We start from the raw sequence: 13,024 nt of genomic DNA, 5'->3' as shown, positions 1-13,024 counted from the left end.
CGGCAACGTATGCGGCCGCAGTGGACGATGCACTGATGGAAAGTGAACAGACCGTGAACAGGTCCAGCTAGTTCGCGGTTCCGACCGCGTAGGCAACATCAATGTTGTAGACCTCGAAACCCAGCCGTTGATAAGTCTTCACGGCCGCGGCGTTATCCCCTTCGACGTAGAGCATCACCGTCGGGTTTCGACTCTGGGAGAGGCCCTCGGCGAGGTGGTGCAGACCGATCAGGGTGAGCACACCGCCGAGCCCGCGGCCCTGCGCTGCGGGGTCGACGCCGACGATGTAGACCTCACCCAGATCGGGCGTGTGACGCTTCGTCCAGTGGAAGCCGAGCAACATGCCCGAATTTTGATCGACGGCCATGAACAGACCGTCAGGGTCGAACCACGGTTCGGCGCGGCGCTCGGCGATGTCGGCGTCCGTCCACCCGCCCTGCTCGGGATGCCAGTCGAACGCGGCGTTGTTCACCCGCAGCAGTTCGGCGTCGTCGCCGGGCCCGGTGTAGGTGGTGATGCGAACACCCTCCGGGACGGCGACGGCCGGAAGGTCGGTCAGCGATCGCCGCATCTGCAGCAGTTCGCGGACGGCGTCGAGGCCGAGCGCCGTCGCGGTCGCGCGGGCGGGCCCGATGTTGCCGTGCGCCCAGATGCGGGTCGCGTCGCCGCCCTCGGCCAGCCCAGTGCGCGCCATCGCCGAGCCGATTCCGCGCCGCCTGGCCCCGGGGTGCACGACCAGTTCGGCCATGGCCGACGCCGCGTCGCCGGCGAGGTTCAGGTAGCCGACAACGTCGTTGCCCCGGTCGCCCCCGACCGCCAGCAGGTGTCTGGTGCGATCGTGCGGGAGTTCACGCAGAACCTGGTCGCCGACGGGGGCGACCCCGTCCTCGCGGGACGCCGCCGCGAAGAGTTCGCGAATGTGACGCTGTTGGGCGTCGGTGAGGCCGGTGTGCCAGCCGATATCTGCGCCTGTCACTGAGTGCGCAGCGGGTCAGCCAGCACGTCGGGCAGGCTGTCGGCGTCGAAGGCCGGATCGTCGGGCAGCTCCTCGGGCGGCTCGGAGCCCTGCGCGGCCGGGCGGCCCCGCGCCGGGCGCACGGCCTTGTAGCCGACGTTTCGGACGGTGCCGATCAGCGATTCGTACTCCGGGCCCAGCTTGGCGCGGAGCCGTCGCACATGGACGTCGACGGTGCGGGTGCCACCGAAGAAGTCATAGCCCCACACCTCCTGAAGCAACTGTGCGCGGGTGAACACGCGGCCGGCGTGCTGGGCGAGGTACTTCAGCAGCTCGAATTCCTTGTAGGTCAGATCGAGCGGGCGGCCACGCAGCCGGGCCGTGTAGGTGCCCTCGTCGATGCCCAGCTCACCGAGGCTGATCTTGCCGGCGTTCTCCTGGTTGGCCAGCCCGCCGCGGCGCCCCACCAACAGCCGGAGCCGGGCGTCGATCTCCGCCGGGCCGGTGCTGGGCAACAAAATCTCGTCGAGCCCCCACTCGATGTTGACGGCCACCAGGCCGCCCTCGTTGACGACAGCCACCACGGGAACCGATGTGCCGGTCGTGCCGAGCAGGCGGCACAGGCCGCGCGCGGCGGCCAGGTCAGCGCGCGCGTCGACGATCGCGACATCCGCGGTGCCGGCCTCGAGCAGAGACGACACCTCTGTCGGCGCCGTCCGCACGTTGTGGGCGAGCAAAGACAACGACGGCAGCACTGATTCCGGATGCGGATCGACGGTCAGTAGCAGTAGATCCAACTGGCCCTCCTGCAGCCATGGGGACCTCTCCGATGACAACAGTGTCGGTGGTGACTTCCCAGATTCATGCTTGACACACGGCCGTTACCCGCCCGTTGGTCACCCTACGATAGCGCGCTACCTGCTCGTTAGCCGTGCGGAGGTCGGCAGAGGATGCCGGTGGGCCAGAATGTGCGGGTGCGCAAGGTGCTGATCGGTATCGTCGCGACGGTGCTGGTGCTGATCCTGGGCGCCTTGGGGATTGATTTCGGGACGGCGATCTTCGCCGAATACCACCTGGCCAGGACCGTGCGCACGGCGGCAAACCTGAACTCCGATCCGTCGGTGGCGATTCTCGGCTTCCCGTTCATCCCCCAGGCCGCGAACCGCCATTACAAAGAGATCGAGATCAAGGCCACCGGTGTCGATCACGCGGTCGTCGGCAAGGCGTCGCTCGAGGCGACGATGCATTCGATCGATCTCGCCGACGCGTCGTGGCTGATCGGACCCGACGCCACGCTGCCGATCGGCAAGCTGGAAAGCCGCATCATCATCGACTCCACCCACGTCGGACGGTTCATGGGAATCCCCGACCTACTGGTCGAGGCGCCGTCGCGCGAGACGAACGACGCCACCGGCGGCACCACCGAGTCGGGCATCTCGGGCAACACCGGGCTGGTGTTCACCGGCACGCCCACGAAGGCCGGCTACGACAATAAGGTCAGCGTGGCCGTCGACCTGTCGGTCGCCGGGCCGGAACAGACCACGCTGACCTTCACCGGAACCGGCGTGCTCACCGGCGCCGGCACCGCCGACCAGACGGTGCCCGATGACAAGGTGCACGCGGTCCTCGCGGCGTTCAGCATGGACATGCCCGGCCAGAAGTTACCGTTCGGGGTCGCGCCCACCAGTGAGGGCGTACGCGGCTCCGACATCATCATCGAAGGCATCACCGAGGGAGTAACCGTGCACCTCGATCGGTTCAGGTTGTCATGAGCACGTCATGGGCCCTCGTCATCGTGGTGTTGATCGCCGCGTTCGGGCTCGCCTACGTGGTCGGGCGGTTGCTCACGCTGCGGGCGGGCCTGCTCAGGGAAAGCGTCAAGCCGATCGATGTGGACACCACCGATCTCGGCCTGTCCACGACCGGTCCGACGGTGGTTCACTTCAGCGCGGTGTGGTGCGGGCCCTGCGCCGGGGTCCGGCGGGTGGTCGATCAGGTGTGCGCGGAACTGCCCGGTGTGACACATGTGGAGATCGACATGGACGCCAATCCGGAAGCGGCCCGGCGGCTTTCGGTGCTGTCCCTGCCGACCACGTTCATCTTCGACGCCCATGGTGCTCAGCGGTATCGCACCTCCGGCGTGCCGACCGCCGCTGACCTGCGGTCGGCGCTGACACCGCTGTTGGCTTGATCACCATGTCTTTGGGTAAGCTGACGGGCGTGTTCGCCCGCCTTGAGCCGATGCTCACCAAGCGCCGCGCAGTTGATCTGTGCCGCATCGCGGGTTCTTGCTGTTGTTGTTGTAGCTGCTGAGCGCAGCCGCGCGGTTTCGCGCACTCGCTCGGAGCAGGTGTTTTCCCCTGTTCACCCCCAGCCCCCTCCAACACAACAGGAGTCTGTTCCATGTCGACCTACATGCCCGGGACCGCCCGCGGAGCCGGCGGGCAGGTCGACGTGCGGGGTCCTCGGTTCGCCGCGTGGGTGACCACCGCGGTGCTGGTGGCCACGTTGGTCGTCTCCGGCGTCAGCGCCGTCGCCGCCGCGGCGCTTCTCGGCCTGCAGGCGGTGGCCTTCGCGATCGGCGCGGCACTCGGCCCGCGCCACCACCCCTACGGCCTGGTGTTCGCCAACCTCATCGCGCCGCGGCTGAGCCCGGTCAGCGAGCGTGAACCGGCGCCGCCGCTGAAGTTCGCCCAACTGGTGGGCTTCGTATTCGCCGTCGTGGGCACCGTCGGATTCGCGGCGGGCGTCCCACTCCTGGGCCCGATCGCCGCCGGCCTTGCGCTGGTGGCTGCCTTCCTGAACGCGGCCTTCGGCATCTGCCTGGGCTGTCGGCTCTACCCGCTCGTCGCACGGCTGCGCCGTGCGCCTTTTCCCGCATAACCTCAAATAGCAAGCAACCGAAGGGATTTCGTACATGGCACGCTCAGACGTCCTGGTCACGACAGACTGGGCCGAGAGCAATCTCGACGCGCCGAACACCGTGTTCGTCGAGGTGGACGAGGACACCAGCGCCTACGACAACGGCCACATCGCGGGCGCGGTCCGGCTGGACTGGAGAACCGACCTCCAGGACCCGGTCAAGCGCGACTTCGTCGACACTGCGCAGTTCTCGAAGCTGCTCAGCGAACGCGGAATCGGCAACGACGACACCGTGATCCTCTACGGTGGCAACAACAACTGGTTCGCCGCCTACGCGTACTGGTACTTCAAGCTCTACGGCCATGACAAGGTCAAGCTGCTCGACGGTGGCCGCAAGAAGTGGGAGCTCGACGGACGTCCGCTGTCCACCGACTCGGTCAGCCGCCCGGAGACCAGCTACACCGCCAAGGAGCCCGACAACTCGATCCGGGCTTTCCGGGACGAGGTGATCGCCTCCATTGGCGTCAAGAACCTCGTCGACGTGCGCTCCCCCGACGAGTTCTCCGGCAAGATCCTCGCTCCCGCGCACCTGCCGCAGGAACAGAGCCAGCGGCCGGGCCACATCCCCGGGGCACTCAACGTGCCCTGGAGCAAGGCGGCCAACGAGGACGGCACCTTCAAGTCCGACGAGGACCTGGCCAAGCTCTACGCCGAGGCCGGCTTGGACGGTGAGAAGGACATCATCGCGTACTGCCGCATCGGTGAGCGGTCGTCGCACACCTGGTTCGTGCTGCAGGAATTGTTGGGACACCACAACGTCAAGAACTACGACGGCAGTTGGTGCGAATACGGCTCCCTGGTGGGGGCCCCGATCGAGTTGGGAAGTTGATATGTGCTCTGCACCCAAGCAAGGACTGACGTTGCCCGCCAGCGTTGATCTCGAAAAGGAAACGGTCATCACCGGTCGCGTCGTCGATGGTTCCGGCCAGGCGGTCGGCGGGGCCTTCGTGCGCCTGCTGGACGCCTCGGACGAGTTCACCGCCGAGGTCGTCGCGTCGGCGACCGGCGACTTCCGGTTCTTCGCCGCGCCCGGCACCTGGACCCTGCGTGCGTTGTCCCCGGCGGGCAACGGCGATGCCAGCGTGGCGCCGTCCGGCGCAGGCATCCACGAGGTCGACGTCAAGGTCGCCTAGCGACGATCAAGGCGAGGAACGAGCCGATGAGGAGCTAGGCCATCAGCCTCGCCTAGCGACGATCAAGGCGAGGAACGCGTCCGTTACGGCCGTTGCTGCGTCTTCCCAGTGAAAACGCTGCGAACTTAGCTGGTTCGGTCCAAGATGTGGTTACATCCCGCGCTGACGCGCGGGATTACCACAATGGACAGGACCGACTATGAAGATCACCATTGCTGGCGTCGCGGTGGCCGCCTTCGCGGCTGTTGCCATGGTCTCCGCGCCGCTCGCCAGTGCTGGACCGGATGACGACTTTCTGAACGTGATCGCGGGCGAAGGAATCGATTGGCCCGCCAGCAAGACGCAGAACGTGATCGACACCGGCCACGCGGTCTGCACCGACTGGCGGAACGGCGCCACGCTGGCCACCGAGGTGACGGATCTGCAAAGCGTCACCGACTGGGACGACTATCAAACCGGCGTCTTCATCGGCGCGGCGACAGGCGCGTTCTGCCCCGAGTACGAGCACAAGCTCGGCTGAGTCCGGCTACCGACGGCCGCCGAGAATCGCGGAGTTCCGGCGGCTAGACTCTCCGACGTGGTGTTGTTCTTCGAGATCATGCTCGTCGCGGCCGTCGTGGTCATCACGTGGTTCGCGCTTTACGCGCTGTATCGCCTCATCACCGACGAGTCGTGAGCTCCGGCGACGAAGCAGTGGCCGCCGCGGCCGAACGGGCCAAGTCGACGGCCACCCGCAACATTCCGGTGTTCGGCGACCTGCCGGTCCCCGCGGACACCGCGAACCTCCGCGAGGGCGCGAACCTCAGTGACGCGCTGCTTGCCCTGCTGCCGCTGGTCGGTGTGTGGCGTGGCGAGGGCGAGGGCCGCGGATCCGGCGGCGACTATCGGTTCGGCCAGCAGATCGTCGTGTCCCACGACGGCGGCGACTACCTGAACTGGGAGGCGCGGTCCTGGCGGCTGAGCGAGTCCGGTGACTACGACGGTCCGGGGCTGCGGGAAACGGGCTTCTGGCGGTTCGTCGACGATCCGGCCGATCCGTCCGAATCGCAGGCGATCGAACTGCTGCTGGCCCACTCCGAGGGCTATGTCGAGTTGTTCTACGGCCGGCCGCGCAACCAGTCGTCGTGGGAGCTGGCCACTGATGCGCTGGCGCGCAGCAAGTCGGGAATGCTCGTCGGCGGGGCCAAGCGGCTCTACGGCATCGTCGAGGGCGGTGATCTGGCCTATGTCGAAGAGCGGGTCGACGCCGACGGCGGTCTGGTCCCGAACCTCTCCGCACGGCTGACCCGGTACGTCGGCTAGTGCGGATCGCCCTGGTGGCCGCGGCGATTGCCGCGGCGGGATTCTTGGTTGCCTGCTCCGCAAGCGAGACGCCGCCACAACCGACTTCGACGCCGGTCGCGCCGGCCGGTCACGGCTCGTTCGCCCACTGCCTGGGCGAGCACGGCGTGCCCGCAGCGCCGGGCCCCGCCGCCGGACCGCCACCGGGTGTCGATCCTGGCACGTGGCACAAGGCCATGCAGTCGTGCTCGACGTTGGCGCCGGGACCCGCGAGCTAGCCGCCCGACCCCAGACATGGAGCGGCCCCCGAGCCGTCGTTCTCAGTCGGACAAAACTGTAGGCTCGGGGGCCGGGTGACTGCGGGGAATTCGCCAGCGCGCGCAGAGCGCTTTCGCGTAGAGCGTTCAGCTCATCCCCTGGCGCTGCTAGCTCGCAGCCACCTCACATGTCCATAAGTCACTCAATTTGACGGACCACCTCCTTCCCTGTGTACGGCCGACCGTACCCGCGCTTCGGCGGACCGACAAGCGATTTAGGGACCGTCGCGCTCAGCGGTCGCAGACGATCGCGGCATCGACGAGTTCGGCGACCTCGTCGGCCAGCGGCGATGGCTGCAAGAGCTTGCCGTCCAAGGTGTGCACCCGCGCCGCCAGCGTGATGCTCGACACGAGCCAAACACCTTGCGCCACTAGCAGATCGGTGAGGCGCAGGGCTCGGTAGTCACAGTCGTACCCCTTGTTGCGGGCGACCTCGAACAGGGCCTGCTGCGTGGTGCCCCGCAGGATCGGATACCACGGCGGCGGGGTCAGGAAGCAGGTGCCGCCGCTGTCCGACTCGGTGGCGATGACCACCGTCGAACGCGGGCCCTCGAGGATCTGGCCCTCGGAGCTGACGAAGATGACATCGCCCGCGCCCTCCCGCTCGGCATGCCGCAACGCGGCCATATTCACCGCGTAGGACAGTGTTTTCGCGCCGGCCAGCAGCCACGGCATGTCCGCGGCGGTGTCGGCGGGCAGGCCGCGGGCCAGCGCCACCGCCGCCACGCCCTCACGCCTGACCGTGGCGACCCGGGCCGGGACGTCACCGATCGTCGCGAACGCCGTAGGGGGCGAACCACCTTCGCGTCCGCGGCTGTACACCAACCGCAGCACTCCATCGCCCCTGCCCCCGGCGGTCCATCGCTCGACACCCGCCGTCACGGCCGCCCGCCACGCAGGCAGATCCGGTGCGGGCAGATCGGTCATCCGGGCCGACTGCGTCAGCCGGGCCAGATGCGCCTCGAGCAGGCATGGCCTGCCGTCGCGCACCAGTAGCGTCTCGAAGATCCCGTCACCGCGGACCGCGGCCAGATCGTCGGCGTGCAGCAGGGGGGCCTGCGGGTCGTGGAGTCGGCCGTCGAGCGTGACCACAACAGCGGGATGGCTGGCCATGGGGCATCAGCGTAGCGGCGGGCGGAGAGGCACCGAACGTAGAGTTGGCTTATGTCTGCAGTCCCCGTACCCGAGGGTGGTCCCGACGCCGGCGCCGTGTGGCACTACGGCGATCCGCTCGGCGAACAGCGCGCCGCCGCCGACGAGGCTGTGCTGGTGGACCGCTCCCACCGCGCGGTCGTGACCATCGCCGGCGGCGAACGCAAGAGCTGGCTGCACACCATCTCCACCCAGCACGTCAGCGACCTCCCCGACGGCGTCGTAACCCAGAACCTGAGCCTCGACGGGCAGGGTCGTGTCGAAGATCACTGGGTACAGACGCAACTGGACGGGATCACCGTCCTGGACACCGAACCGTGGCGCGGCGAGCCGCTGCTGGCTTTCCTGCGCAAGATGGTGTTCTGGGCCGACGTCACCGTCGAACCCGCCGATCTCGCGGTGTTGTCGCTGCTCGGCCCCCGGCTGGCAGACGCGCCGGTCCTCGATGCCCTTGGTGTGGAGTCGCTGCCGGCGGAGGGCGTGGCTGTCGCACTTCCGGACGGTGGCTTCCTGCGCAGAATGCCGGCTCAGGGCCTCGAGTTCGACCTGGTGGCGCCTCGCGACCAGGTCGATCGATGGGGTCGGCGGCTCGTCGACGCCGGCGTGCGGCCGGCGGGAATGTGGGCGTACGAGGCGCATCGGGTCGCGGCGCTGCGACCGCGGCTCGGGGTGGACACCGACGAGCGCACGATCCCGCACGAGGTGGGCTGGATCGGCCCGGCCGTTCATCTGGACAAGGGGTGCTACCGCGGCCAGGAGACCGTCGCGCGCGTCCACAACCTGGGAAAACCGCCTCGCATGCTGGTTCTTGTGCACCTCGACGGCTCGACCGATCGACCGGCCGCCGGTGACCCCGTGCTGGCCGGCGGACGCACCGTCGGGCGGCTGGGCACCGTCGTCGACCATGTCGATCTCGGACCGATCGCGCTGGCGCTGCTCAAACGCGGGCTGCCCGCGGACACAGCCCTGACGACCGGTGGTGAGTCCGAAACGGCCGCCGTCATCGACATCGACTCCATGCCGGCCGCCGATGTGGCGGGCGCGGGTCGGCTGGCGGTGGAACAGTTGCGCGGCGGAGCGCGTTAACGGCATAGGCCTGCCAGCGCACCGAAGCATGGCACGGTAAAGTGTTGGCAGGACAATAAAGACACACAGATCGGAGCCGCCTGCTAGTTGGGCCGCTCCGTTATTGCGCGAGGGGGTACCCCCATGGGCCGCGGCCGGGCAAAGGCAAAGCAGACCAAGGTTGCTCGTGAACTCAAATACAGTTCACCGCAGACCGACTTCGACAGGCTTCAGCGCGAGTTGGCGGGCGCTGAGGCCGACGACGTGACCGGTTCCGACGGGTTGTCCGACGACACTTGGGCCGACGACGACGACTGGCGCGCCAGGTCTTAGAAGCGCGGGTGCAGGCCCACGAGCATTGCGCGTGGGCTGTCCTTGCTGGCCTTCTTGATGGTGCCGAGGGTCCAGCATTTCAGGTGTCGGGCGGTGAGAACCGCCAGTGCGCGGTCCGTGTCCTGCGGTGAGACGACGGCGACCATGCCGACACCCATGTTGAAGGTCTTCTCCATTTCGGCTCGCTCCACGCGGCCGCGCTGCGCGATCATCCCGAACACCGGCGCGGGAGTCCAGGTTCCGCGGTCCAGTTCAGCCTGCAGTCCGGCCGGAATGACCCGTTCCAGGTTCTGAGCCAGCCCGCCGCCGGTGACGTGGCAGAAGGTGCGAACCTGCGTCTCGGCGGCCAGCGCCAGGCAGTCCTTGGCGTAGATCCGGGTCGGCTCGAGCAGTTCCTCGCCCAAGGTGCGGCCGAACTCCTCGACGTGGCCGGCCAGGTTCATCCGGTCGATTTCCAGCAGGACCTTGCGGGCCAGCGAATACCCGTTGGAATGCAGGCCGGTGGATGCCATCGCGATGATCACGTCACCGGGCCTGACCCGCTCGGGACCGAGGACATCGTCGGCCTCGACGACGCCGACACCGGTGGCAGAGATGTCGTAGTGGTCCGGCGCCATCAGGCCGGGGTGTTCGGCCGTTTCGCCGCCGAGCAGCGCACAGCCGGCCATCACGCAGCCGTTGGCGATGCCTGAGACCAGTTCGCTGACCCGCTCGGGCACCGTGCGGCTCACCGCGATGTAGTCCTGCAGAAACAACGGCTCCGCACCACAGACCACGAGGTCGTCGACGACCATCGCGACCAGGTCGACTCCGACGGTGTCGTGCTTGTCCATCGCCTGTGCGACCGCCAGCTTGGTGCCGACGCCGTCGGTCGATGATGCCAGCAGTGGCTCGCGGTACCCGCCGCGCAGTGCGAAGAGCCCGGCGAATCCGCCGAGCCCGCCCAGCACTTCGGGCCTGGTGGCCCTTTTCGCCAGTGGCTTGAAGAGTTCGACGGCGCGGTCACCTGCATCGATGTCCACCCCCGCCGATGCGTAGGAGATACCGTGCTGTTCGGCGCGATCGGTCATCGACAGCAAGGCTACCGCCGTTTTCGACGGCCCGGTAACGGCTCATCCAATGCGGTGATCCCCTCGCAGCCGGGTGGGCCGCCAGCGGCCGTGAGAATCTGACCGACCATGTAAACAGTTCGCTGGTTTGCCCTCGCTGCCGGAGTGAAGCCGGTGACCGCAGTCGCGGCACCGGTGTCTGCCGACTTGCCGGATCGAAGCTGTGGTTTGCCTGACGCGGTAAACGGACATCCGGCGTTGGTGTCATCTGACCGGATCCGTTGCCTGGTGACGGGAGCGACAGGGTACATCGGCGGCCGCCTAGCGGCTCGGCTTCTCGACCGCGGTCACTCCGTGCGCGCCCTGGCGCGCAATCCCGAGAAGCTGAATGCCCTGCCGTGGCGCGACCGTGCCGAGATCGCCCGTGGTGATCTGGGCGAGGTCGAGTCGTTGAGCGCGGCGTTCGAGGGCACCGATGTCGTCTACTACCTCGTGCATTCCATGGGAACCTCGCCGGACTTCGTCGCCGAGGAGGCGAGATCGGCCCGCAACGTCGTAGCCGCGGCACGCGAGGCCGGAGTGAAGCGGTTCGTCTACCTCAGCGGGCTGCACCCCGGCGGCGTCCCGCTGTCCCCGCATCTGCAGTCGCGGACCGCAGTCGGCGACATCCTGATCGGATCCGGCATCGAGACCGTGGTGCTGCAGGCCGGCATCGTCATCGGGTCGGGTTCGGCGTCGTTCGAGATGATCCGGCACCTGACCAACCGTCTTCCCGCGATGACGACGCCGAAGTGGGTGCACAACAAGATTCAGCCGATCGCCATCGGCGATGTACTCCATTACCTGGTCGAGGCCGCGGCCGCGGACGTGCCGACGTCACGCACGTGGGACATCGGCGGTCCTGATGTACTCGAGTACGGCGATGCGATGCAGGTCTACGCCGAGGTGGCCGGTCTGCGGCGGCGGCTGATCGTGGTACTGCCGTGGCTGACGCCGACGATCGCGAGTTGGTGGGTGGGACTGGTGACGCCGATTCCGTCGGGCCTGGCCCGGCCGTTGGTCGAGTCACTCGAATTCGACGCGGTGATGGCCGATCACGATGTCGGCACGGTCATTCCGGCACCGCCGGGAGGCCTCACCGGGTACCGGGATGCCGTTGCGCAGGCGTTGCGGCGTGGCCCACTGCCCAGCGATCCCAAATGGGCGCAGGTGGGACGGACTACGGCCGATCCCGCTTGAGCTAGGGCCGGCGAAGAGCCGAGACGTTGTCGTTGTCGGATTGCAGCGGGATCCCGGTGCGCGCCGCGGTGGCCAGCATGTGCTCGATCACGTTCTTGCCCAATGCGGATTCGCCGGGCAGCTCTATCGGATAGTTGCCGTCGAAGCACGCGGTGCACAGCCGGGTGGCCGGCTGTTCGGTGGCGGCGACCATGCCGTGCTGTGAGATGTAGCCGAGCGTGTCCGCGCCGATCGCATGCCGCACACCGTCGAGCATCTCGTCTGTCTCCGCCCCGGTACTGACGGCGTTGGCGATCAGCTCGGCGGGGGTGGCGAAGTCGATGCCGTAGAAGCACGGCCACTTCACCGGCGGTGAGGCGATCCGCACATGCACCTCGACGGCGCCGGCCTCGCGCAGCATCCGGATCAGGGCGCGCTGGGTGTTGCCGCGCACGATCGAATCGTCGACGACGATCAGCCTCTTACCGCGGATGACCTCTTTGAGCGGGTTGAGCTTGAGCCGGATGCCCAGTTGACGGATGGTCTGCGACGGCTGGATGAAGGTCCGCCCCACATAGGCGTTCTTCATCAGGCCCTGCCCGTAGGGAATTCCGGACTCCTGCGCGTAGCCGACCGCGGCGGGTGTGCCGGACTCCGGCACGCCGATGACCAGGTCGGCCTCGATTGGATGCTCACGGGCCAGGGCTCTGCCGATGTCGACACGCGTCTTGTGCACCGACCGTCCGCCCAGCGTGCTGTCCGGCCGCGCGAGGTATACGTACTCGAAGACACAGCCCTTGGGCGTGGGATTGGCGAACCGGGTAGAGCGCACCCCGTCGGCGTCGATCGCCAGCAGTTCGCCCGGCTCGATGTCGCGGACGAACGACGCGCCGACGATGTCGAGCGCCGCGGTCTCGGAGGCGACCACCCAGCCGCGGTCGAGGCGCCCCAACGACAACGGCCGCACGCCGTAGGGGTCACGGGCCGCATACAGGGTGTTCTCGTCCATGAATGTCAGACAGAAGGCACCGCGCACGGTAGGCAGCAGCTCCAGAGCTGCCTGCTCCAGGGTGGAGTCGGCCGCCCCGTGCGCCAGCAGTGCACCGAGGATGTCGGAGTCCGTGGTGGCGGCGGGTGCGCCACGCGTCCCCATCAAGCCGGCCTCGCGGGCGCGGGCGGCAAGCTCGGTGGCGTTGACCAGGTTGCCGTTGTGACCGAGTGCGACGCCGGTGCCTGCCGCCGTGTTACGGAACACCGGCTGGGCATTCTCCCAGGTCGTGGAGCCACTGGTTGAGTAGCGGCAGTGGCCGATCGCGACGTGGCCCTCCATCGCGGCCAGGGTCTGCTCGTCGAACACCTGGCTGACCAGGCCGAGGTCCTTGAAGACGAGCACCTGTGAACCGTCGGCGACTGCGATGCCCGCCGCCTCCTGGCCGCGGTGCTGCAGCGCGTACAGGCCGTAGTAGGTGAGTTTGGCGACGTCTTCACCCGGCGCCCAGACACCGAATACGCCACACTCTTCGCGGGGTTCGTCTGGCGATGAGCCGCTTGCGCAAGGAGCATCGACGGAGACGGTCTGCGGGCCGGTCACGATAGGGC

At 67.9% G+C, this 13,024-nt stretch carries 17 protein-coding genes; 12 read left to right on the top strand and 5 right to left on the bottom strand.

Annotated elements, in window-relative coordinates; genetic code table 11:
• Window positions 1-67: 67 nt before the first annotated feature.
• Entirely contained in the window at window positions 68-976 is a 909-nt protein-coding gene (gene mshD, locus ACVWWN_RS10385; protein ID WP_457143821.1) for a mycothiol synthase, read from the bottom strand.
• Window positions 973-1,752, bottom strand: a complete 780-nt coding sequence (locus ACVWWN_RS10380; RefSeq protein WP_457143820.1) for a winged helix-turn-helix transcriptional regulator — start codon at window positions 1,750-1,752, stop codon at window positions 973-975. The genes mshD and ACVWWN_RS10380 overlap by 4 nt, the downstream gene beginning before the upstream one ends.
• Window positions 1,753-1,905: 153 nt before the next feature.
• Here ACVWWN_RS10380 and lmeA point away from each other — a divergent pair, with 153 nt between their 5' ends.
• The 9 genes from lmeA to ACVWWN_RS10335 all read left to right on the top strand — a co-directional run bounded on the left by lmeA (window position 1,906) and on the right by ACVWWN_RS10335 (window position 6,569).
• Window positions 1,906-2,727: a mannan chain length control protein LmeA gene (gene lmeA / locus ACVWWN_RS10375; protein WP_457143819.1), complete on the top strand. Its 822-nt coding sequence runs from the start codon at window positions 1,906-1,908 to the stop codon at window positions 2,725-2,727.
• The gene (locus ACVWWN_RS10370; protein ID WP_457143818.1) at window positions 2,724-3,146 is read left to right on the top strand and encodes a thioredoxin family protein; all 423 of its coding nucleotides are present in this window, start codon (window positions 2,724-2,726) and stop codon (window positions 3,144-3,146) included. The genes lmeA and ACVWWN_RS10370 overlap by 4 nt, the downstream gene beginning before the upstream one ends.
• A 5-nt stretch (window positions 3,147-3,151) precedes the next feature.
• A complete protein-coding gene (locus ACVWWN_RS10365) occupies window positions 3,152-3,268 on the top strand; it encodes an Ms5788A family Cys-rich leader peptide (protein WP_457149073.1) in 117 nt (38 codons plus the stop codon).
• Window positions 3,269-3,358: 90 nt separating this feature from the next.
• Window positions 3,359-3,838: a DUF4395 domain-containing protein gene (locus tag ACVWWN_RS10360; RefSeq protein WP_457143817.1), complete on the top strand. Its 480-nt coding sequence runs from the start codon at window positions 3,359-3,361 to the stop codon at window positions 3,836-3,838.
• A gap of 34 nt (window positions 3,839-3,872) precedes the next feature.
• Window positions 3,873-4,706 carry a sulfurtransferase gene (locus ACVWWN_RS10355; protein ID WP_457143816.1) on the top strand — a complete coding sequence of 278 codons (834 nt, stop codon included), beginning with the start codon at window positions 3,873-3,875 and terminating at the stop codon, window positions 4,704-4,706.
• A 1-nt stretch (window position 4,707) separates the two neighbouring features.
• On the top strand, window positions 4,708-5,010 hold the full coding sequence (locus tag ACVWWN_RS10350; protein WP_015309369.1) for a DUF1416 domain-containing protein: 303 nt from the start codon (window positions 4,708-4,710) through the stop codon (window positions 5,008-5,010).
• Window positions 5,011-5,209: 199 nt separating this feature from the next.
• On the top strand, window positions 5,210-5,530 hold the full coding sequence (locus ACVWWN_RS10345; RefSeq protein ID WP_457143815.1) for a DUF732 domain-containing protein: 321 nt from the start codon (window positions 5,210-5,212) through the stop codon (window positions 5,528-5,530).
• A gap of 152 nt (window positions 5,531-5,682) precedes the next feature.
• On the top strand, window positions 5,683-6,312 hold the full coding sequence (locus ACVWWN_RS10340) for an FABP family protein (RefSeq protein WP_457143814.1): 630 nt from the start codon (window positions 5,683-5,685) through the stop codon (window positions 6,310-6,312).
• Window positions 6,312-6,569: a hypothetical protein gene (locus tag ACVWWN_RS10335; RefSeq protein WP_457143813.1), complete on the top strand. Its 258-nt coding sequence runs from the start codon at window positions 6,312-6,314 to the stop codon at window positions 6,567-6,569. Before ACVWWN_RS10340 ends, ACVWWN_RS10335 begins: the two co-directional genes overlap by 1 nt.
• A 270-nt stretch (window positions 6,570-6,839) precedes the next feature.
• Here ACVWWN_RS10335 and ACVWWN_RS10330 read toward each other — a convergent pair whose 3' ends face one another.
• Entirely contained in the window at window positions 6,840-7,721 is an 882-nt protein-coding gene (locus ACVWWN_RS10330; RefSeq protein ID WP_457143812.1) for an aminodeoxychorismate lyase, read from the bottom strand.
• Window positions 7,722-7,772: 51 nt separating this feature from the next.
• On the opposite strand from ACVWWN_RS10330, the gene ygfZ reads away from it, so the two are divergent.
• Window positions 7,773-8,846 (top strand): CAF17-like 4Fe-4S cluster assembly/insertion protein YgfZ, encoded by a 1,074-nt coding sequence (gene ygfZ, locus ACVWWN_RS10325; RefSeq protein WP_457143811.1) that lies wholly within the window; start codon window positions 7,773-7,775, stop codon window positions 8,844-8,846.
• 123 nt (window positions 8,847-8,969) lie between these two features.
• On the top strand, window positions 8,970-9,158 hold the full coding sequence (locus ACVWWN_RS10320; protein WP_457143810.1) for a DUF3073 domain-containing protein: 189 nt from the start codon (window positions 8,970-8,972) through the stop codon (window positions 9,156-9,158).
• Here the strand turns inward: ACVWWN_RS10320 and purM are convergent.
• Window positions 9,155-10,228, bottom strand: coding sequence for a phosphoribosylformylglycinamidine cyclo-ligase (purM, locus tag ACVWWN_RS10315; protein WP_457143809.1), 1,074 nt, complete (start codon window positions 10,226-10,228; stop codon window positions 9,155-9,157). The genes ACVWWN_RS10320 and purM overlap by 4 nt on opposite strands.
• A gap of 267 nt (window positions 10,229-10,495) precedes the next feature.
• Here purM and ACVWWN_RS10310 point away from each other — a divergent pair, with 267 nt between their 5' ends.
• Entirely contained in the window at window positions 10,496-11,446 is a 951-nt protein-coding gene (locus ACVWWN_RS10310; protein ID WP_457143808.1) for an NAD(P)H-binding protein, read from the top strand.
• A 1-nt stretch (window position 11,447) separates the two neighbouring features.
• Here the strand turns inward: ACVWWN_RS10310 and purF are convergent, their stop codons facing one another.
• On the bottom strand, window positions 11,448-13,016 hold the full coding sequence (gene purF / locus ACVWWN_RS10305) for an amidophosphoribosyltransferase (protein WP_457143807.1): 1,569 nt from the start codon (window positions 13,014-13,016) through the stop codon (window positions 11,448-11,450).
• Between the last annotated feature and the right edge of the window lie 8 nt (window positions 13,017-13,024).

This window comes from Mycobacterium sp. URHB0021, from assembly GCF_054057895.1.
Note: the sequence above shows the minus strand (reverse complement) of the source record. Positions and strands in the feature narration are given on the sequence as shown.

What these genes read in the sequence shown, in the direction of transcription:
- ACVWWN_RS10360 (WP_457143817.1), top strand. Translation starts at nt 3,359, where the DNA reads ATGTCGACCTACATGCCCGGGACCGCCCGCGGAGCCGGCGGGCAGGTC.
- lmeA (WP_457143819.1), top strand. Translation starts at nt 1,906, where the DNA reads ATGCCGGTGGGCCAGAATGTGCGGGTGCGCAAGGTGCTGATCGGTATC.
- ygfZ (WP_457143811.1), top strand. Translation starts at nt 7,773, where the DNA reads ATGTCTGCAGTCCCCGTACCCGAGGGTGGTCCCGACGCCGGCGCCGTG.
- ACVWWN_RS10320 (WP_457143810.1), top strand. Translation starts at nt 8,970, where the DNA reads ATGGGCCGCGGCCGGGCAAAGGCAAAGCAGACCAAGGTTGCTCGTGAA.
- ACVWWN_RS10370 (WP_457143818.1), top strand. Translation starts at nt 2,724, where the DNA reads ATGAGCACGTCATGGGCCCTCGTCATCGTGGTGTTGATCGCCGCGTTC.
- ACVWWN_RS10355 (WP_457143816.1), top strand. Translation starts at nt 3,873, where the DNA reads ATGGCACGCTCAGACGTCCTGGTCACGACAGACTGGGCCGAGAGCAAT.
- ACVWWN_RS10365 (WP_457149073.1), top strand. Translation starts at nt 3,152, where the DNA reads ATGTCTTTGGGTAAGCTGACGGGCGTGTTCGCCCGCCTTGAGCCGATG.
- ACVWWN_RS10350 (WP_015309369.1), top strand. Translation starts at nt 4,708, where the DNA reads ATGTGCTCTGCACCCAAGCAAGGACTGACGTTGCCCGCCAGCGTTGAT.
- ACVWWN_RS10345 (WP_457143815.1), top strand. Translation starts at nt 5,210, where the DNA reads ATGAAGATCACCATTGCTGGCGTCGCGGTGGCCGCCTTCGCGGCTGTT.
- ACVWWN_RS10330 (WP_457143812.1), bottom strand. Translation starts at nt 7,721, where the DNA reads ATGGCCAGCCATCCCGCTGTTGTGGTCACGCTCGACGGCCGACTCCAC.
- purM (WP_457143809.1), bottom strand. Translation starts at nt 10,228, where the DNA reads ATGACCGATCGCGCCGAACAGCACGGTATCTCCTACGCATCGGCGGGG.